Genomic DNA, 18,977 nt, shown 5'->3' with positions numbered 1-18,977 from the left:
TCATGTCCGACAACAGTCAAGCCGCCGCGCAGCCGGACCGGACCCCGGTACGGCCATCGCCGTCGCCCGGTGGCCCGGCGCCCGAACCGGCCGGCAACATCCCCGCCTCCGTGCGCGCCGCCCTGAAGCTGCCTGAGGCAGACGGCCCCGCCTCCCACGCCATCCATGAGGTGCTGGAGCTCCCCATGCCGGACGGGACCGTGCTGCGCGCCGACGTCGTACGCCCCGCCGACGACGGCACCCACCCGGTGCTGCTGACCCGCTGCCCCTACTTCGGGGCCTGGCGGCCCATGGTGTCCGAGGTGTCCGGCGTCGACCCGGCCACGCCCGGCCTCATGGCGGGAGTGCTGGGCATGCAGGCGGCTGTCAGCCTGGACCGGGCCATCGCCGAGGGCTTCGCGGTGGTCGCCCAGGCCTGCCGCGGCACGGACATCTCCGACGGCGACTTCCGCTTCTACGTCGACGAGGCCGCGGACGGCACCGCCACGCGCGCGGCGCTGTCCGCCCTGCCCTGGTGCGACGGGCGGATACTCACTTTCGGCAACTCCTACCTGACCACCACCCAGTTCACCGCCGCCCTGGCCGACACCGAGCACCTGGCCGCCATGACCGCCTGGGTGTCCCCCTCCACCTATGACGACGACCTGGCCATGCGCGGCGGCGTACTGCTGGAGGGGCCGTCGTACGAGTGGGCGCGCCAGCAGGTGCGCACCGGGCTTTGGCGCGACGGGCGCCCGGACGCCCCACAGGAGACGCTGCCCGAACCGGTTGAGGCCTTCACGCCCTACCTGGAACGGGTCGGGATCGCACAGGCCGCGCAGGACCTGGCTACGGCGCACCGGGCCGGCGGGCACGTGGTCGACTGGGTGCGCCACCCGCTGCACGACGCCTACTGGGAGCGGCTCGTCTACCCGGTGGACGGGCTGGCGGACCTGGCGGTGCCGACGCTGCACGTGTCCGGCTGGTACGACCTGTTCCAGGGCGGCACCCTGCGCAACTTCACGGCCATGGCCGCAGGCGCCGCCGCGCGGGGCCGTCCCGGAGACGTGCGCCTGGTGGTCGGCCCCTGGACGCACCTGACCTTTGACGGGCATCTGGCCGGGCGTGACTTCCCCGGCGGCGGCACCGACGACGTCGGCCTGGGGGAACTGAGCCTGGACTTCTGGAAGGCGGCCCTCGGGGATGAGCAGGCGGCGGCGCGCCTGCCGGAGGACCCCGTGCGCGTCTATGTCATGGGGGCGGATCGGTGGATCGACCTGCCCGCCTGGCCCGCCCCCGACGCCGTCGAGCAGGCCTGGCGCCTGGGCGCGGGCGGGGTGCTGCACACTCCCGACGGCCAGGCGGAGCGGGACGACGCCTCAACGGGCTGGACCGCCTGGGTGCACGACCCGGCCGAGCCGGTGCCCACCGCGGGCGGCCAGATGCTCATGGGTCCGCCGGAGAACGCCGGCCCGCACGACCAGCGCAGTATCGAGGCGCGCGACGACGTAGCGGTGTTCACCAGCGCGCCGCTGACCGAGCCGGTGACGCTGCTCGGCCCGGTGCGGCTGCGCGCCTGGGTGGCGGCGGACGCCGTCGACGCCCACCTGCACGCGGCCCTGACCGAGGTGAGCCCGGACGGCACCTCCACCCTGCTGACCGACGGCGTGCTGCGGCTCAGCGCCCGCGCCGGGGCCGAGCGCCGCGACCCGCTCACCCCCGGCGAACCCGTGGAGGTGGATGTGGACATGTGGTCCACCGGCGTGCACCTGCCCGCCGGGCACCGCCTGCGCGTAGACCTGGCGGGCTCCAACTGGCCGCGCTACAGCGTGGCCGACCCGGCGGGCGGGGCCCCGGTGACCATGCGGGTGCTGCACGACGCCGCCCACCCCAGCGCCGTCGTCGTCACCGCCGTCGACCTGGCGGCCCACCCCGCCGCTCCCCCTCACCGAGGTCGGTCGATATAACCGCCGAGGTCGGTCGAAACGGTTCGGGCCGGACCGGGCGGGCTGCATTACTTTGAAATGTCAGTCGCTTCGGGAAGCGGGCAGGACTCCGAGAACCTCCCGCCGACGGTCTCCACCACACCCCCGTCGGGAAGACGCAGCGTGGTCGGCGTTCCCTGCGGTGTCTCTCCCCGCATCCGGAAGACGCCGTCGGTGATCGTCCAGGCAATGTCAATCAGACCGGCGGCCGTCTTAAGGATCGCCTGGCAGTTGGACAGGCCGCCTCCGGGACTGGGCGCGATCTCCACCGCCGTGTAACCGGGCGCGGCAGGACGAATGCCAGCCACGTACTCGTGCAGGAAGGTACTGACCGCGCCCTTGGCGTAGTGGTTCTGGGAGTTGTGCGGCCGCCCTTCGGCGTCAATGCCATCCCACTCCTCCCAGATGGAGGTGGCACCGCGCTCGACCATGACCAACCAGCCCGGCTCCTTGGGCTGAAGCAGCACCTGGTAGGCCAGGTCCAGGTAGCCGGCGTCGGCCAGCGTGGGCAGGAGCAGGCCGGTGGACAGGAAACCGGTCGACAGTCGGCAGCCGTTCTTGCGGATCAATTCGGCCAAGCGCGCGGCGGCGTCCTCCCGCTGTGCGGGCTCAACCAGGTCGAAGGCGAGAGCACGCACGTAATTCGCCTGGGTCGGCTGGGTCAGCCGCATACCCGACTGAGCCGACTTCGGGGTCGCATCGACGAACTCGGCGCGCCAGGCGGCCGCCACCCGATCCGACAACTCGCCGAATCGCACGGCGTCGTCCCGCTTGCCGAGGATCTCGGCGGTATCGGCGAGTATGCGCGCCGAGCGGGCGAAGTAGGCGGTGGCCACAATGCCGAAGTCTCCTCGGGGATCCCATTGGACACCCGGCTCAGTCCACTCCCCCCATTGGAAACCGGTGTCCCACAGGTAGCGGTCGTGCTCGCGCCACTCGGCGTGCTTCTTGGCCCGTGTGGGATGACGGTCGGAGGCGGCCACCCGCTCGACGCGCTCCACCCACCGCCGCATCATCGGATAGGCCTCGGCGAGTGCCTCGACATCGCCGTAGGCACGGTACATCTCCCAGGGGAACAATGGTGGCCGCATCACCCCAGCCGGCGGCACCGGACAGATCCGGCAGCGGGCTGGAGTCATCGGTTCCCGTGTCCGGTGCGGCGTTGGGGATGGTGCCGTCCTCCCGCTGCTCGTCAGCGAGGGAGCGCAGCCACTTGCGGGCAAAACCGCCGACGTCGTCGAGGAAGGCGGCGGTGCGGGCGAAGACCTGAAAGTCGCCGGTGTAGCCCCAGCGCTCCCGCTGCGGACAGTCGGTGGGCAGGTCACAGGAGTTGGACCGCCAGGCCCGCACCGTGTTGGCGTGCAGTCGATTGATGTCCCGGTTGGAGCAGGTGAAGCCACCGCGCTGCATCAGGTCGCTACGGACCTCGATCGCGGTTATCCTGCCCGGATCCAAGGGCCAATCGGCGCCGTCGATGGCGACGTAGCGGAAGCCGTGAGTGGTGTGCCGGGGCTCGACGACGTCCTCGGCGACTCCCCGCGAAATAATCGTGTCCACCTGACCCAACGGGTAGGGCTCCTTTCGGAAGGGCGGAGCGTACCGTAAGTGCCTCGTCGTCATGTACCGTTGGCGTCGAGCACCTCGAAGTGAGTGAGTTTCAGGCGCGTGCCACAGGGGCCTAGATCGCTCAGACGCACCCAGCCGCTAAGCATTCGCCCGAAGTCGACGATCTGTCGTCCCGAGGGCAGACGGGAGATGTGCCGCGCGGGCAGCGGCTCCCCCCGCCGTACGGGCGGGGCGGGTGATGCTGCCAGTCGCGTGCGGTCGCGGGTCAGCGGGGTGTCGGCGATGGCGGCGGGCTCCCACTTCTCCCGCCCGATTCGGGGCAGATCGGTGGTCTGTCCGTCCATGAGATCCGCGGCCGTAATGGCGCCGACGGCGACCTCCCAGCCGGGCCCGGTGACCACCCGGCGCGGGGGCCGGGGTCCCGGCTTCATCCCCGGCCAGCGGCGAGCCGCCGACCGTGAGAGCGGCGATTACGGCGGTGACCTCGCCATAGTTGTCCGGAACTCGACTGGGGCCGCAGCGGCCCCGGAACCAGCCGTCGGAGACCACCAGCCGCAACTCGTTCTCCCCCTCGCACAGCATTCCGGCGACATCCCAGGTCTGCACGTACAGGGTCTTGCGGTAGCTGGTGGCCCCGGGGGCGGCGAGTTCGACGTCGCCGACACGCGCGCCGTTGATGAACGCCTCGTAGATGCCGTGGGCGGTGGCCGTGAGTCGGGCCGGCCCGGCGGCCTCGGCGGCGGAGACGGTCAGGTGGGTGCGCAGTTCATAGGCGGGTCGGTTTCCGGCCACAGGGGTCGGCGTGGGTGTGGCGAGCCAGGCGGCATCGTCCAGGTCGGTCAGGACGGGACCAACGAGTGGTGCGGGGTTACTGATCATCGGGCGGTTACCTTTATTCGATCGCTGAACGGCACCGCGGAGCTGCCCCCGACGGCGACATCAAGGGTGGTCTCACTTTGCACCCATTCGCACGTCGCCGTGGACCAGTAGCGCAACTGATCCGGTCCGAGAGGGAACTTCACCGTCACCGTCTCCCCCCCGCGGGCACATGCACGCGCCGGAATCCCTTGAGTTCGCGCACCGGACGGGTGGCCGTACCGTAGCGCTGGTGAATGTACAGCTGGACCACCTCATCGGCGTCGATGCGGGAGGTGTTGGTGACGTCCACGCTCACCGTCACGGTCTCACCCACCACCATGCACTCGGGCACGCGCACCGGCCCGTAGGCGAAGGCCGCATAGCTAAGGCCGTGCCCGAAGACGTAACGGGGTGCGGTTGAGGCATCATTCCAGTAACGGGTATCTGCGCCCTCGGGGGCGAAGGTGGTGCGGTGTGCGTAATAAGTCGGCAGCTGCCCCACGTGCCGGGGCCAGGTGAAGGGCAGGCGTCCCGCCGGGGAGACGTCCCCGAAGAGAGCGGCGGCTACGGCCTCCCCTCCCCGGGTACCCGGGTACCAGACCTGGAGGATGGCGGCGGCGCCGTCGGCCGGGCACAGGTCCAGAGGACGACCGCTCATCACCAGCACCACGGTGGGGGTGCCGGTGGCGATGACGCGCCGCAGCAGCTCGGCCTGGCGGCCGGGCAGGTCGAGGGTGGAGGCGGAGGACTTCTCGCCGATCATGTTCTGGTTCTGGCCGACGACGACGATCGCCACCTCACTGGCTGCGGCCAGGCCTACGGCGTGGTCGAGTTCCGCATCCGCGTCGAAGCCCTCCGGGGTGGCGGGCAGGCGGCCGGTATCCAAATGGTCGAATATGGAGGGCTGGGTGCGTTCGGCGGTCGCCAGCGCACGGGCGTACTCGACAGCGACGCCTTCGCCGGCGCGCGCCCGGATTCCATCGAGGATGGAGACGGACTCCTCCACGTCCTTGTCGAACACCCACGGGCCGAGCACATCGCGCTTGGAGTCCGCCAGGTCCCCGAGTACGGCGATCCGGTGCACGGCACCATCACCGGCGGTCAGCGGCAGAGTACCGTCATTTTCCAGCAGCACCAGGGTCTCCTCCGCCGCCCGCCGGGCGGCCTCCCGGTGCGCAGGGTCATTCAGGACGGCGGACGCGTCGGCGTCGGCATAGGGGTGCTCGAACAGACCGAGGCGGAATTTGGCGGCCAGCACCCGGCGGACCGCCGTGTCCAGCGCGGCCTCGTCTACACGACCGGTATCGAGACCGGCCTGGAGGTGCTCAAATGCGGCCGGGCCGTTGGCCATCTCCATGTCCAGTCCGGCGGTGAGGGCGCGGGCGGCGCCCTCCGCGGTGTCGGGGACGAGCCGCTGGGTGGTCAGGTTGTTGACGCCATTGGCGTCGGAGACGACGAAGCCGTTGAAACCGAGCTCGCCGCGCAGCACATCGGTCAGCAGGTGGCGGTTGGCGGCGGCGGGAACGCCGTTGAGGTCCATGTAGGCGGCCATGATGTTGCCCGCACCGGCCTCGATGGCCGCGTGGAAGGGCGGGTAGTAGACGTTGTGCAGGGCGTCGTCGGACAGGTCGACGTCCTCGTAGTCGCGCCCGCCGTCGGCCGCACCGTAACCGGCGAAGTGCTTGGGACCGGCCAGGATGGCGTCGGCGGGGAAGGCGGAGGTGCCGGAGGCCGGATGCTCCGCATCCGCGGTTCCCTCGGCTCCGCCTTGGAAGCCGCGCACCTGGGCGGCGGCCATGGCGGCCCCCAGGCAGGGGTCCTCCCCGGCGCCCTCGACGATGCGGCCCCAGCGGGGGTCGCGGGCGATGTCGATCATCGGGGCGAAGGTCCAGCGGATGCCGACGGCGGCGGCCTCCCTGGCGGCGATGCGCTGTGCGGCCTCAACGCCCGCCGGGTTCCAGGAGGCCGCAGAGGCGATCGGCACCGGGAAGATGGTGCGCAGACCGTGGATGACGTCGAATCCGAACAGCAGCGGAATCCCCCAGCGGCTTCCGGCGATCGCGCGCTCCTGCAACCGCCTGATCAGCCTCGGGTCCGTGAGGAACAGCAGGGATCCCACTTCGCCCCGGTCGAGGGCGGCACGGATGCGCGCGGGCTGGCGGGCGTACTCCTGATGCTCGGACGGCAGGGCGGCGATCAGTTCCTCGAGCACATCCTCGTCGGTGGGGGCGAAGTAGAAGTACTGCCGCAGCTGGCCGATCTTCTCGGACGTCGACATGCGTCCCAGCAGCTCCTCGACGCGCTGGGAGACGGGCAGGGCGGGGTCCTGGTAGGGGTATTTGTTGGCGGACATGGCGTCGTTCCTTTCACGGTCTGTCGGTGGGGGTGTCGGTGGAGTTGACGGAGTCGCTGTCGGCGATACGTCCCGCGGCAGTAGCCTCCGCGGCGCGGCGGGCAGCCAGGTCCTGATTGATCTGTGGCAGCAGGTCCTCCAGCTTGTAGAAGCGCAGAGTGATCACCATCAGGAGGGCAATCAGTGCCGGAATCCAGGTGAACAGCGCGCGTATGGCGAAGACGGCGGAATCCGGTTGCGCGTCAAGGCTGCCGTCATAGCCGAAGGCGCCGAGGAAGGCTCCGGCGGCGGCCAGGCCCAGACCGGTACCGATCTTGGCGGAGAAGGACTGGACCGCACCCATGATCGATTCCAGGCGCCGGTGGCCTCTCCACTCGTTGTAGGTAGCGCAGTCGATGATGAGGATTCCGATCATGTAGGACAGCGGCAGTGTGCCTATGCCGATGATGAGGGTGCCGATCAGGAGTAGGGCGATGTTGGTGTCCGCCAGGAACAGCACACAGTTGCCCAGGACGCATAACAGCTGGCCCGCGATAATGATCGAGCTGAGTTTGAAGCGCTTCATCAGGGGCGGAATAGCCATCACTGCCGGGATCGCCACCAGGGATGCGAGCGAGATCCAGGACTGCATGCCGATGTCTCCGACGATGTAGCGGAAGTAGTAGGCGGCGGCGCCGACGTTCAACAGCAGATTCTGCAGTACGCCCAGTACGAAGATGATCCAGATCCACTTGTTGTCGCGCAGGGCGGCGAAGATCTCCCGGAAGGTGACCTTCTCCGTGGTGTCTGCGGGCTGGACGACGGTCTCCTTGACGAAGACGAAGCGCATCATCCCCAGGACGGCCATTGGCGCCGCCAGGGCGAGGATAAGCACGGACCAGCGGCCGGGTTCCTTTCCCGCCCAGGCCAGTCCCTGCGGGATGATCACGGAGATGACGACGGCACCCACGGAGATGAACAGGCCGGCGAAGGCCGAGACCTTGCCGATGGCCACGCGGGTGGGGAAGGCGAGCGCAGTGTATAGAGTCTGGTTCGCCTGGGCGAGCGTGGCAAAGACGGAGTTGACGAGTGTGTACAGCACGAACAGCAGGGCGGCCTTGGCGCCGGTCGGCAACCCGGCCGGGATGGAGAACAGCGCCCAGATGGAGATCCACAGGCCGAGCATGGCGAACTCGTAGGGGCGGGCCCTCCCCCAGCGCGTGTGGGTGCGGTCGATAACCCATCCGGCGAACAGATCGGTGAAGCCGTCGAAGAGCTTGGAGGCCAGCATGAGCGTGCCCAGCAGGGCGGGACTCATGCCGAGGGTGTCGGTGGCGTAGAGGCTGAAGTACCCCAGGATGATGACGTTGGCGGCGAGCGACAGCGCGCGGGCGGACCAGCCGAGCCTGACGGGCCAGGAGACGTAGTCGGGATCGGCCCTCCGGCCGTTGCTCGGCTTCCGGGCCTCCTCGCGGCCCGGTTCGACGGCGGTGGAGGGAACGGCCCCTCCGGTTGCGGATGCGGTCATGAGATTCCTTCTGACTTCGGTCGTCATTGACGAAGACGGATCAATGAAACTGAAGTGAAGTATGAAATTGAAACGGTGTCAAGGGGGTTGACGCAAGAGCGGGAACCTTCGAAACTTGGGTCTGCATCAACTTTGGAGGAGAAGCATGCCAACCGCGCAACGCTCCCGCGGCCCGTACGCCAAGACGGCCGTCAAGCGGGAGGCGATCGCCCGGGCCGCCTACGAGGTGGTCCAGGAGGTCGGTCACGAACGCCTCACCACCGCGGCCGTGGCGCGCAGGGCCGGCATGGCCGAGCGCACCATGCTCTACCACTTCCCCAGCCGCGACCACCTGCTGGTCGCTGCCCTCGCCTACTTCGACGAGGTGATCCAAGGACGGGGCGCACTCGTCGACTTCCGGGAGGGCAAGACCGCCGGCGAGCAGGCGCTCACCGCCCGGGACGCGGAGGCGATCATCGCTCGCCTGGTCCGAGGCACCGCCTGCGACGACGCCCGGCTCCGCCTGTACTCCTACCTCGCCGGACAGGCGCAGATTCCGGGATCCGCGGCGCATGAGCACTTCACCGCTCACTACGCGGAGGCCATCGACGGCATCGGCATCATCATCGGCGCCCTGCAGCAGCACGGCCTGGCGCGCACCGATCAGCCCGCCGAAGCGATGGCGCGGCGGTTCCTGGCGGCCTGGGACGGGTTGCAGCAGTTGTGGGTGGTAGCCCCGGACTTCGACCTGGAGGCGGAGACCCTGCAGGCATTCGCGGACATAACCGGTCGGGACCTGCTGCGCGCCCGGGACGCCATGGCAGAGGTGATTCGCGGCATCTGACACCTCGCCCACGCTGCCATCAACGCGACGATACGACCCCGTAGAACAGGACCCGGATCAAAGATGATCGACCGCCATGCCCTGGTATCCCGTCACAATGTCCACCTGCACGCCGACTCCCCGGAGCTTGTGCTCACACTGGGCAACGGAGACTTCGCCTTCAGCGCCGACGCCACCGGCCTGCAGACCTTCACCGCCGCCCACGACCCGTCCCGACTCGACCCGCGCGCTCCCGACTCCCTGAACACCAGGATCGTCGAGAGCGCCACCCAATCCACCTGGGGCTGGCACGAGCAGCCCAACCCATCCGGTCACACCCTCGCCGACGCCATGACCGCCTACAGCACCGCCCGCGGCCCGGTGCACTACCCGGACCGCCCCTCCCTGCAGCGGATGATGGCGATCGCCTCCGGGAAGGTCGCGCCCGAGCCGCCGGACCTGGCCGGCATGTGGCTCGGCTCCAACCCGCACCGGCTGGACCTGGGACGCCTGGGGCTGGCCGCGCCCGCCATAACCGAGCTGGAGCACGACGCGCTGACGGGACTGACTGCGCACCTGGACCTGTGGCGCGGGATACTTACCTCCCAGTTCAACTACGAGGGCGCCCCGGTGCGGGTGGTCACCGCCGTCGCCGGAACGGGCGCGATCGTAGGCACCCGCGTGTCCTCCCCGCTGCTCGCCGACGGCGGCCTCGTTGTGCGCCTGTCCCTGCCCGATCCGAACCCGGGCTTCTCCCCTGCGGCCCTCTGGGGGGAGGAGCCCGAAGGCGAGGTGATCCTGCGCGAGGCCGGGCAGTGGGGTGCCGTCGTCGAGCGCCGCATCGACACCACCGCCTACCGAATCACACTCACCTGGGACGCCCCGGCGGCAGCAGCCCTGACCGACGCCCGCACCCTGGTACTCGCTCCCGCCCGCGGGACCGCGACGCTCGGTGTCGTTGCCGCCTTCGCGCCCGTATCCGGCCCGGGCAGTGAGTTGTATGCGGCACCCGCCACCCCGCCCGACGACGTCGACGCGGTCCTCGCCTCCTCCGCCGCCTTCTGGGAGGAGTACTGGAACTCCGGCGCCGCCGTGGAGCTGGCCGGTTCCACGGACTCACGTGCCGCCGAACTGGAACGCCGCATCGTCCTGTCCCAGTACCTGCTGCGAGCCGGCGGCGGCGGCCTCACCCCACCGCAGGAGAGCGGCCTGGTGACCAACACCTGGCGCGGCAAGTTCCACCTGGAGATGCACTGGTGGCATGCCGCACAGTTCGCCGCCTGGGGACGCCCCGAACTCCTGGAGCGATCTTTCGACTGGTACCGCTGTGCGTTACCTGTAGCACGGGAGACCGCCGCCGCCCAGGGCTGCCGCGGCGCCCGCTGGCCCAAGGAAATAGGTCCGGACGCCCGCGAGGCCCCGGGCGACATTGGACCCTTCCTGATCTGGCAGCAGCCGCACCTGCTGTACCTGGCCGAGCTGTGCTGGAGCGCCTACGGCACCCGCCCCGAGGCGCAGGCCGCCACCGGGCGTGCCCGCCTGCTGGGCGCCGTCGCCGAACTGCTCGATGAGACCGCCGAGTTCATGGCGTCCTTCCCCAGCGTCAGCGGCGGAGTCGCTCACTTGGGCCCGCCGGTGATGCCCGCCCAGGAGTTCTACGACGCCGCCACCACCCGGGACCCCACCTTCGAGCTCGCCTACTGGTGGTTCGGCCTGGAGATCGCCCAGCGCTTCCGGCTCCGACGCGGCCTAGGACGTAAGGAGTCCTGGGACACCATCCAGGCAGCCTTGCCCGCCCCGGAGCGGGTCGCAGGCCGCTATACCGCCGTGGCGGGAAGCCCCGATGTACGCACCGACGACCACCCGTCATTCCTGCAGGCCCTCGGATTCCTGCCGCCCACGCCGCTCATCGACGCGACCGCCATGTCAGCCACCCTCGACTGGGTGCGGCAGGGCTGGCAGTGGGACTCCGCCTGGGGCTGGGACTACCCGGTGATGGCAATGACGGCCACACGGCTCGGCCACCCCGGGGACGCCGTGGACCTTCTCCTGCAACAGGGGGCGAAGAACCGCTACGACGCCGTGGGAAACAACCCGGGCATGGGTTCGATGATCCCCATCTACCTGCCCGGGAACGGCGGGCTGCTCGCCGCCGTCGCCCTCATGGTCGGCGGCTGGGAGGGCTCACAGGAGCATCCGGGATTCCCCGACGACGGCACCTGGCGCATCCGTGCCGAGGGCTTTACGTCCTGGCCGCTTTAGTCCCACCCATCATCCTTCACGAGATCCCAGAGACGAGGAGCCCTAGATTGTTGAAACTCGCCCTGATATTTCAAGATCACATGACGTTACAACGCGGCAAGCCGATCGCCTTCTGGGGCACGGCCGGGGCCGGCGACGAGGTGTCGATAACCGTACAGAACATGACTGCCAGCTGCCGCGCAGCGACGAACGGCTGCTGGCGCGCCGAGATCGGCCCGCTGGAGGCCTCCTTCCAGGAGACGATCCAGATCGCTTCCGGAGACGACTCCGTTTTCCTCCACGACGTGCAGGTCGGAGACGTGTATCTCGCCGCCGGACAGTCCAACATGGAGTTCTACATGCGGTACGACGCGGATTTCGCCGACGAGATGGAGACCTGCACCAATGACGACATCCGGTTCTTCGACTACCCGGAGGTGTCTTACCCGGATCAAATCAACGAGGCCGACTACGGGAGAAACTTCGGATTCTGGAGAAGGGCGACAGCAGACCAGTTACAGTGGTTCTCCGCACCGGCATACTACTTCGCCAAGACACTACAGGCGAGATACGGTGTTCCGATAGGCATCGTCGGCTGTAACTGGGGTGGAACTCCCGCATGTGCCTGGATGAGCGAGGAGGCCATCGAGGAGGGCGGAGGCGGACTGTATCTGGAGGAGTACCGGGAGGCCTTGGCGGACCTTGACCCGGAGACCTACGAGAATCGCTTCCGCACCGACCCCGCTTCTTGGCGCACCGAACCGTTTGCCGACGCCGCCAGCGTAATGCTGATGGAGGGCAGGAGCCTGGAGGAAATTCTTAGAGACCTGTACGGGGACATGACGCCCCCTCCCCAGATCGACTTCTCAGCCATGGCCCCACCCATGGGACCGAAGAATGAGAAGCGTCCCTGCGGCCTGTACGAGAGCATGCTCAGCCAGGTGGCCCCCTACGGGGTGCGGGGCATTCTGTACTATCAGGGCGAGTCCGACGGCGATGCCCACCCAGAACTGTATGCGACACTGTTCCCCGCACTGATCAGGTGCTTTCGTAGACTTTGGAATGACGAGCTCCCCTTCCTCTTCGTCCAACTCGCGCCCTTCGGCCGTTGGATGCAGTGCGTCGGCGAGCCATACGCCATCATCCGTGAGGCGCAGCAGCACACTGCGGATACCGTTCCCGGCGTCGGCATGGCGGTGATCACCGATATCGGCATGGAGCTGGACATTCACCCGAAGAAGAAAAAGCCCGTGGGCGAGCGGCTGGCGCTGCTCGCGGAGAAGATCATTTACGGCGAGGACGTGTTATGTGAGGCGCCCACACTACTGGGCATGGAGGTGAAGGACGGACAGCTGCGTCTGCGGTTCGGCAACGTCGGGACGGGACTGCATCTGGCCGCTCACACCCCCGATGGCGCACAGACCCACCCGGCGCGGCTGGGAGGTCTGACACTCGCCCTCGGCGATGAGGAGTTGGATTGCAGCAGCATCCCCGCCACAGCGGATAATGACACGGTGACCCTGCGTTCGTCGGAGATACGCAAGGGACGCATTACGGCGGAACTCGGCCGCGGCGGCTGGTTCCGGATCAATCTTTACAACAGCGCGGATCTACCGGCGCGCCCTGGAAGACTCACCACGAATGAAGGGGTGACCCACATCCATTAGACAGCACGAATCCCTCACACACGCACTCCCTCAACACGTTATACCGCCCGATTGGACCTTTTCAAAGACGAAAGGAACACCATGACCGTCCTACGCGACGACTTCATTTGGGGTGCCGCCACCGCCGCCCACCAGGTGGAGGGCGACAACATCGCCTCAGACTTCTGGGCCGTGGAGCACTCACCCGCCCGCCTGCTGCCGGAGAAATCCGGCTCGGCCTGCGACTCCTTCCACCGCTACCGGGAGGACATCCGCCTGGCCGCCGCGGGCGGTCTGAAGGCCTACCGCTTCTCCATCGAGTGGGCGCGCATTGAGCCGGCCGACGGCGAGTTCTCCCGCGCCGCCCTGCTGCATTACCGGGACATGATCGACGCCTGCCACGAGTACGGCCTGGAACCGATCATCACCCTGCACCACTTCACCTGCCCGCTGTGGTTCGCGCTCGGCGGTGGCATCCAGCGTGCGGACGCCGCCGACCGCTTCGCCGCCTATGTGCGCTACGTCTCCGAGATCCTGCACGACGTGCACTGGATCGTCACGATCAACGAGCCCAATATCCTGAACCTGATGAGCGGCATGACCGCCGTCATCGGCAAGTCCGCCGAGGAGCTGCGCGCGGCCGGCCTCGCCTCCACCGACCAGAGGGCCGCCCTGCCCGCCCCGTCGCTCGAGCTGGCGCCGAAGCTGATCGCCATGCACGCCGCCGCCCGTGCCGTGCTGCGCCAGAGCGTGCCGGACGCGCAGGTCGGCTGGGCGCTCGCGGCTCAGGCCTTCACCCCTACTCCGGGCAATGAGGAGGTATTCGAGCAGGTCTTCCACCAGTGGGAGGGCGTGTACCTGGACGCGACCGCCGAGGACGACTTCATCGGCGTGCAGGCCTACACCTCCCAGCCGGTGGACGCCTCCGGGCCCGTCCCGCACCCCGACTCGCCCGACAACACGCTGACCGGCTGGGCCTACCGTCCCGATGCGCTGGGCATCAACCTGCGCCGCTACTGGGAGCGCTGCGGCAAGCCCCTGCTGGTCACCGAGAACGGCATCGCCACCGCCGACGACGCCCGCCGCATCGCCTACACCACCGAGGCACTGCGCGGCCTGATCGCGGCCGTGGCCGACGGCGCGGATGTGCGCGGCTACTGCCACTGGTCGCTGCTGGACAACTACGAGTGGGGCCGCTGGGAGCCGACCTTCGGGCTGATCGCCGTGGACCGCGAGCGCGACTTCGCCCGCACGCCGAAGCCCTCCCTGGCCTGGCTGGGGCGGATCGCCGCCGAGAACGCCGCCTCACTGGAGCCCGGCGCCTGATGCCGCCGACCTCGCGGCCGCTCGCCCACCCCGTCCGACTGTTCAAGGAGCACCGTCATGTCCACCACCGTTCTATTCGACGCCGGCTGGCAGCTGCGCCGTGAGCCCGACGGCGACGCCGCGGCCCGCCAGACCGACGCCGCCTCCGACGTCCCGGATGCCCCTGGGCCCTGGACCGCCGTCGATCTGCCGCACGACGCCATGATCCATGAGCCCCGCAGCGCCGCCACGGCCACCACCTCCGGCGCCGGCTGGTTCCCCGGCGGCACCTACCGCTACCGCAAGTCACTGCACGTGCCCGACGACCTGGGCGATGACCGCCTATCCCTGGTATTCGAGGGCGTGTACAAGAACTCCACGGTGCTCCTCGACGGCGTGCGCGTCGGCGGGTGCCGCGGCGGCTACACCGAGTTCGAGGTCGACCTGGGGTCGCCTGCCCCGGGTACACAGGCAGTCATCGAAGTCCTCGTCGACAACTCGCGGCAGCCGTCCACCCGCTGGTACTCCGGCGCCGGCATTTACCGGCACGTGTGGCTGCGGCGCACCGGCCCGGTGCGCCTGACGCGTGGCGGCACCTCCCTGCCGGTGGTCTGCCTGGAGCACTCCCCCACCGGCACGAGCGCGACGGCCACCGCCCGCATCGAGATCGACAACCCCCACGCCGCCGCCGTCACCGTCACGGCGGTCCTCACCGACGACTCCGGTGAGGCCGCCCGCGGCTCGGTGTCCACCAACGGAGGCGTCGTCGAATTGCCGCTGCGGGTGGCCGCGGCCCACCCCTGGTCCGACACCGACCCGCACCTGTACGAGCTGACGGTCACCCTGACCGGGGCGAATGAGGCCGGTGACGACGTCGTACTCGATGCGGCCACCACCCGCACCGGCCTGCGCACCATTGAGGTCGACGCCGACCGCGGGCTGCTGGTCAACGGTCGGCCGACGGCGCTGCGGGGCGCCTGCATCCACCACGACTCCGGCATTCTGGGGGCGGCGACCTTCGCCGACGCCGAGCGCCGGCGGGTGCGCATACTCAAGAAGCAGGGCTTCAACGCCATCCGCTCCGCCCACAACCCCGCCTCACGCGACCTGCTGGCGGCCTGCGACGAGCTGGGGCTGTACGTGATGGACGAGCTGTGGGACATGTGGTTCCAGGCCAAGAACCCCCATGACGACGCCTCCCACTTCGAGCAGTCGTGGGCGGGCGACGCCGAGGCGCTGGTGCGCAAGGACCGCCTGCACCCCTGCGTGATCATGTACTCGATCGGCAACGAGGTGGGCGAGTCCGCCACCCCGCGCGGCATCCGCACGGCCCGCCGCATCGTCTCCCGGCTGCACCGCCTGGACCCCACCCGGCCGACGACGGCGGGCATCAACCTCATGATCAACCTGATGACCGCCCGGGGACGGGACCTCGTCGCGGACAACAACGCGGCCGGGCAGCGGCGCAAGCAGGACGAGGAGCGGGCGCGCGGCGAGTCCGGCGGTCCGAAGCGGCAGTCCGTCTTCGGGTCCACCGCCTACAACCTGCTGGTGTCCCGGATGGGTTCGCTGATGTCCCGGGCGGCGGCGACGCGCGCGGCCGACCGTGCCAGCGCGGGCGTGCTCGACGCCCTGGACGTGGCCGGCTACAACTACGCCGCCTCCCGCTACCGCAAGGACGCCGTCCTGCATCCGGGGCGGGTGATCGTGGGCAGCGAGACCATGCCGCACGAGATCGTGCGCAACTGGCGCCTGGTGGAGGAGCTGGATCATGTGATCGGGGACTTCATGTGGACCGGCTGGGACTATCTGGGCGAGGTCGGCATCGGGCTGTGGACCTACGGCGAGGAGCCCGGTGGATTCGACAAGCCCTACCCGTATGTGACGGCCGGTGTCGGCGCCATCGACATCACCGGACACCCGGACGGGTCGATGGCGCTGGCGCGCACCGTGTGGACTCGGGCCAAGAACCCGGAGATCGCCGTGCGGCCCCTGGATAGGGCGGGCCGACGGGTGCATAAGGCGGCCTGGCGCGGAACCGACGCCGTGCCGTCGTGGGTGTGGCCCGAGGTCGCCGCCGGAACGCGGGCGCAGGTGGAGGTGTACTCCTATGCGCCGCAGGTGGAGCTGTTCGTGGGTGACCGCTCCCTGGGCACGCGGCCGGCGGGCGTCGCCCATGGCTGCGTGGCCCGCTTCATCGTCCCCTACGGCCCGGAGGACCTGACCGCAGTCGCCAGGGTCGGCGACCGCGAGGTCGGCCGCGCCACGCTGCCCGCTCAGCGCGGCGCGCTGCGCCTGCGGGTGAGGGCCGACCGCGGTCGGCTCCGCGCCGGCGGCCAGGACCTGGCCTTCCTGGAGCTGGAGGCGGTGGACGAGCGCGGGAACGTCGCCATGGTCGGCGGCACGCCGGTGAGTGTGGAGGTGTCGGGCGCGGGACGCCTGGCGGCCCTGGGTTCGGCCGACCCTCGACCCGCCTCCTCCTATGACGAGACCACCACCCCGCTGTACCGCGGCAGGGCCCTGGCGATTGTGCGCGCAGGCGCCGAGCCGGGGACGGTGCAGGTCGGTGTCCGTGCCGGGGAGCTGGGTGAGCAGCGCTTGACGTTCGTGGTGGAGCCGACCGGGCGCTGAGCGCCGGGACGCCCACGCCGTCGGCCGGGTTGGGGCGTCGAGGCGCGCACCGGTCTCAGGCGACCTCCAGCACCACGCGCTGGTAGCGGGTCAGCGGCGGCGTACCGGTGTCGGTGCCCTCCACTATCAGGTGGATGGCCTGGCCGGGGCGCGCCTCGGCGGGCACGGTCACGACGGCGGTGCCGGCGCCGTCGTCCCGGATGCGCGGCGGCGTCGGGCACGGGTTGGGCCCGGCCTCGGGGTAGGCCCACCAGCGCAGCAGCACGTGATCGCCGTCGGGGTCGGTGGCCGTGGCGGTCAGGGTGACCACCTCGCCGGGGCGCACGTGCCGCACCAGCCCGCTGCCGCCGTCGGGGTGCTCGACGACGACGGCCGGCGGGTGGTTGGCGTCCTCGTAGCGGGGCGTCACCGACCAGGCCAGGCGGGCGGCGAACTCGTGCTGCAGGGCCCGCCACCAGCGGGTCATGTGGTACTCGGGCGGGGTGGTGCCGTCGGCGGCGCGGTCGACCACCTGCTGGGGGTAGTCGGGCTGCGGCAGGCCCGGCAGGTCGAAACGCATATCCGAGGTGAGCGTGTCGGGAAGCTGAGGGTGGGGGACCTGGCGGCCGCCCCAGCCGCCGAAGGTGGCGTCCTCCCAGGAGTGCAGGCCGTTGGGGATCAGCAGGGTGAAGTTGGAGGTGTCGCCCTCGGAGATGAAGGCGCCGGGCTCCTGCACCGGGATCCACACCTGATAGCCCTCCTCGCGCAGCTGCGCCTCGGTCTTGCCGGTCTGGCCGAAGTAGTCCTCGGGGTCGAAGTCGGCGGCCATGCGCCGCCCGTCGCCCCACACCCGGTAGGCGGCCCCCAGCGGGCCCCGGGCACTGACGTGCTCGCGCGTCCACTGCGCACCGACGAGTTCGAGGTCGGCGGGGAGCAGCACGTCCCGGGTGGTGTACCCCCAGGTGAGGGTGGCGACCTCGCGGTGCTCCAGGCCGGGCCAGTGCGGGCGGATATAGCCTTCCAGGGTCGAGTCCTGCTCCCCGAAGGATGACAGCACCACCCGATCCAGTACCCGCTGCTTGAGTACCGGCCAGTCCTCCCGCCCGCCGAGCTCCTCCTCGACGGTGCGCAGGGCGCGGGCGAAGGTGGAGATGCCGCCCCAGGCCTGGATGAACAGGGGGCGGGCGGCGTCCTGGAGGGCGCCGCCCTCGCCGGTGGCGCCGTCCGGGGTCAGCGCGATGTCCCGCAGCAGGTCCGCGATGAGCGTGGAGCCGGGGGTGACCTCGTCCATCTCCCCCTCGGCGGCGATATTGCCCATGCGCACCAGTGAGCGCAGGAAGGCGGCGGTCGGGAAGCGGGGGTCGTGCACGCGCAGGGTGTCCTCCACCTGCGCGTAGGCGTCGATGGCCTCGTCGATGTGGAGCCTGGCGCCGGGCGCGGGCCAGCGGTGAGATGCGATGCCGCGGGCGGGGTCGCCGGTGTAGTGGAACTTGCTGCCCGCGTACACCAGGCCGCACAGGTCGATCTCGGCGGAGTGGGTGAGCAGGCGGATCATGGAGTTCAGGTCATCCAGCTCAGGGTCGGTGGTGACCACGACACGGGGCCAGTCGGTCCGGGGGAAGGCTTCCTTGCGCATGGCCCCAGCGTGCCACATGCGGGCGGGCATGGTGCGCGACGGCGTCTGAACGACTCATTAGGCCGCCCGGCGGTTGTCGGCACCGATATGCGTCTGTGCTCGAAGTTACACTGAACCCGCCTTCTCCGGCACCTTCTCCCGGAACACCCAGTGTCCTTGCCGGGGAAGAAGATGAGGTACGGGAGGAGGTGGGGGCCGTGTCCAAGCCGAAAGGCCGACATGCCAAAGTCCGCAAGGACAAGGGAATGGCCCGGAAGCTGAGCGAAATACTCGAATCACTCGCTCAACTGATCCGGGCCATTGGTGTCCTTGTGGATGCCCTCAGTAAGTGGTTCGGCTGAGCCGCTTACGTCGGGGAGTCATCCGGTTGCCTCCGGGTGACTCCCCTCTATTGTGCCCGCTCGCGCGCTCGCCTGACAAGCAAACGAGCCTCATCTCAGTTCGAAGACGCGGGTTAGCCCGTGACGACGCGGCCCGGCCCTCCAGAGC

Annotated in this window: 14 protein-coding genes and 1 pseudogene; 7 read left to right on the top strand and 8 right to left on the bottom strand. The window is 69.6% G+C overall.

Annotation, left to right across the window (positions count from 1 at the left end; translation table 11 throughout):
• Positions 1-2 precede the first annotated feature (2 nt).
• Complete coding sequence (locus E4J16_RS02245; protein WP_136313139.1) at positions 3-1,946, top strand: CocE/NonD family hydrolase; 1,944 nt, start codon at positions 3-5, stop codon at positions 1,944-1,946.
• A gap of 47 nt (positions 1,947-1,993) precedes the next feature.
• On the opposite strand, the gene E4J16_RS15930 is transcribed toward E4J16_RS02245, so the two are convergent.
• The 7 genes and pseudogenes from E4J16_RS15930 to E4J16_RS02225 form a co-directional block, all read right to left on the bottom strand.
• Complete coding sequence (locus E4J16_RS15930; RefSeq protein ID WP_275669577.1) at positions 1,994-3,028, bottom strand: alpha-L-rhamnosidase-related protein; 1,035 nt, start codon at positions 3,026-3,028, stop codon at positions 1,994-1,996.
• A 28-nt stretch (positions 3,029-3,056) separates the two neighbouring features.
• Positions 3,057-3,584 (bottom strand): annotated as a pseudogene (locus E4J16_RS16045) (family 78 glycoside hydrolase catalytic domain); the annotation flags it as partial.
• Complete coding sequence (locus E4J16_RS16160) at positions 3,581-3,676, bottom strand: hypothetical protein (protein ID WP_168709444.1); 96 nt, start codon at positions 3,674-3,676, stop codon at positions 3,581-3,583. The gene E4J16_RS16160 and the pseudogene E4J16_RS16045, both read right to left, overlap by 4 nt.
• Entirely contained in the window at positions 3,669-4,409 is a 741-nt protein-coding gene (locus tag E4J16_RS02235; protein ID WP_136313137.1) for an alpha-L-rhamnosidase N-terminal domain-containing protein, read from the bottom strand. Before E4J16_RS02235 ends, E4J16_RS16160 begins: the two co-directional genes overlap by 8 nt.
• Entirely contained in the window at positions 4,406-4,552 is a 147-nt protein-coding gene (locus E4J16_RS15920) for a hypothetical protein (RefSeq protein WP_275669596.1), read from the bottom strand. Before E4J16_RS15920 ends, E4J16_RS02235 begins: the two co-directional genes overlap by 4 nt.
• A gap of 2 nt (positions 4,553-4,554) precedes the next feature.
• Entirely contained in the window at positions 4,555-6,741 is a 2,187-nt protein-coding gene (locus E4J16_RS02230) for a glycoside hydrolase family 3 N-terminal domain-containing protein (RefSeq protein WP_275669576.1), read from the bottom strand.
• 13 nt (positions 6,742-6,754) lie between these two features.
• Positions 6,755-8,248, bottom strand: coding sequence for an MFS transporter (locus E4J16_RS02225; protein WP_168709443.1), 1,494 nt, complete (start codon positions 8,246-8,248; stop codon positions 6,755-6,757).
• A gap of 145 nt (positions 8,249-8,393) precedes the next feature.
• Here E4J16_RS02225 and E4J16_RS02220 point away from each other — a divergent pair, with 145 nt between their 5' ends.
• The 5 genes from E4J16_RS02220 (at position 8,394) to E4J16_RS02200 (ending at position 16,873) form a co-directional block, all read left to right on the top strand.
• A complete protein-coding gene (locus E4J16_RS02220; RefSeq protein ID WP_136313135.1) occupies positions 8,394-9,071 on the top strand; it encodes a TetR family transcriptional regulator in 678 nt (225 codons plus the stop codon).
• Positions 9,072-9,134: 63 nt separating this feature from the next.
• Positions 9,135-11,312 (top strand): hypothetical protein, encoded by a 2,178-nt coding sequence (locus E4J16_RS02215; protein ID WP_136313134.1) that lies wholly within the window; start codon positions 9,135-9,137, stop codon positions 11,310-11,312.
• An 80-nt stretch (positions 11,313-11,392) separates the two neighbouring features.
• Complete coding sequence (locus tag E4J16_RS02210; protein WP_136313133.1) at positions 11,393-12,958, top strand: sialate O-acetylesterase; 1,566 nt, start codon at positions 11,393-11,395, stop codon at positions 12,956-12,958.
• An 81-nt stretch (positions 12,959-13,039) separates the two neighbouring features.
• Positions 13,040-14,263 carry a glycoside hydrolase family 1 protein gene (locus tag E4J16_RS02205; protein ID WP_136313132.1) on the top strand — a complete coding sequence of 408 codons (1,224 nt, stop codon included), beginning with the start codon at positions 13,040-13,042 and terminating at the stop codon, positions 14,261-14,263.
• Between the two features lie 57 nt (positions 14,264-14,320).
• A complete protein-coding gene (locus E4J16_RS02200) occupies positions 14,321-16,873 on the top strand; it encodes a glycoside hydrolase family 2 TIM barrel-domain containing protein (RefSeq protein WP_136313131.1) in 2,553 nt (850 codons plus the stop codon).
• A 55-nt stretch (positions 16,874-16,928) separates the two neighbouring features.
• On the opposite strand, the gene E4J16_RS02195 is transcribed toward E4J16_RS02200, so the two are convergent.
• Positions 16,929-18,488 carry a DUF1593 domain-containing protein gene (locus E4J16_RS02195; RefSeq protein WP_136313130.1) on the bottom strand — a complete coding sequence of 520 codons (1,560 nt, stop codon included), beginning with the start codon at positions 18,486-18,488 and terminating at the stop codon, positions 16,929-16,931.
• Between the two features lie 197 nt (positions 18,489-18,685).
• On the opposite strand from E4J16_RS02195, the gene E4J16_RS15020 reads away from it, so the two are divergent.
• Positions 18,686-18,829, top strand: coding sequence for a hypothetical protein (locus E4J16_RS15020; protein ID WP_168709442.1), 144 nt, complete (start codon positions 18,686-18,688; stop codon positions 18,827-18,829).
• Positions 18,830-18,977: the final 148 nt, after the last annotated feature.

The sequence above is a fragment of the Actinomyces procaprae genome (assembly GCF_004798665.1).
Classification (GTDB): Bacteria; Actinomycetota; Actinomycetes; order Actinomycetales; family Actinomycetaceae; genus Actinomyces; species Actinomyces procaprae.
This window is presented reverse-complemented; position numbering and strand designations above follow the sequence as displayed.